Origin of the sequence: Pseudoalteromonas sp. BSi20495 (assembly GCF_000241185.1) — a bacterium.
Lineage (GTDB): Bacteria > Pseudomonadota > Gammaproteobacteria > Enterobacterales > Alteromonadaceae > Pseudoalteromonas > Pseudoalteromonas fuliginea.
The window spans coordinates 1-1185 of the sequence record NZ_BADY01000003.1 but is presented as its reverse complement, the minus strand read 5'-3'; the positions used below and the strand labels follow the sequence as shown (position 1 = coordinate 1185).

The window sequence follows — 1185 nt, the reverse complement described above, 5'->3', positions numbered from 1 at the left end:
ATGGCAAAAGAAAAGTTTGAACGCGTAAAACCGCACGTAAACGTTGGTACAATCGGCCACGTTGACCACGGTAAAACTACACTAACTGCAGCAATCACTAACGTACTTGCAAAAGTATACGGCGGTGTTGCTAAAGATTTCGCATCAATCGACAACGCTCCTGAAGAGCGCGAACGTGGTATCACTATTTCAACGTCTCACGTTGAATACGATACTCCTTCACGTCACTACGCACACGTAGATTGTCCTGGTCACGCCGATTATGTTAAAAACATGATCACTGGTGCTGCTCAAATGGACGGCGCGATCTTAGTAGTTGCTGCGACAGATGGCCCTATGCCACAAACACGTGAGCACATCCTTCTTTCTCGTCAAGTTGGCGTTCCTTACATCATCGTGTTCATGAACAAATGTGACATGGTAGATGACGAAGAGCTACTTGAACTAGTAGAAATGGAAGTTCGTGAACTTCTTTCAGAATACGATTTCCCAGGTGATGACTTACCTCTAATCGCTGGTTCTGCGCTTAAAGCGTTAGAAGGCGAGAAAGAGTGGGAAGATAAGATTGTTGAGCTTGCAAACGCACTTGATTCTTACATCCCAGAGCCAGAGCGTGACATCGATAAGCCTTTCATCATGCCTATCGAAGACGTTTTCTCAATCCAGGGTCGTGGTACTGTTGTAACTGGTCGTGTTGAAGCTGGTATCATCCGCATCAATGACGAAGTAGAAATTGTTGGTATCAATGATACAACTCGTTCTACTTGTACTGGTGTTGAAATGTTCCGTAAGCTTCTTGACGAAGGTCGTGCTGGCGAAAACATCGGCGCACTTCTACGTGGTACTAAGCGTGAAGACGTTGAACGTGGTCAAGTACTAGCTAAGCCTGGTTCAATCAACCCACATACTACATTCACTTCAGAAGTATACGTACTTTCTAAAGATGAAGGTGGTCGTCATACTCCATTCTTCAAAGGTTACCGTCCACAGTTCTACTTCCGTACAACTGACGTAACAGGTGACGTACAGTTACCAGATGGCGTAGAAATGGTAATGCCTGGTGATAACATCAAGATGACAGTAACTCTAATCGCACCAATCGCGATGGATGAAGGTCTTCGTTTTGCTATCCGTGAAGGTGGCCGTACTGTAGGTGCTGGTGTTGTAGCAACTATCGTAGCGTAA

Annotated in this window: 1 protein-coding gene; it reads left to right on the top strand. The window is 45.2% G+C overall.

All coding sequences use genetic code 11. From position 1 onward, the window contains the following. Nucleotides 1-1185 carry an elongation factor Tu gene (gene tuf / locus P20495_RS19310; RefSeq protein WP_008133488.1) on the top strand — a complete coding sequence of 395 codons (1185 nt, stop codon included), beginning with the start codon at nt 1-3 and terminating at the stop codon, nt 1183-1185.

What these genes read in the sequence shown, in the direction of transcription:
- tuf (WP_008133488.1), top strand. Translation starts at nt 1, where the DNA reads ATGGCAAAAGAAAAGTTTGAACGCGTAAAACCGCACGTAAACGTTGGT.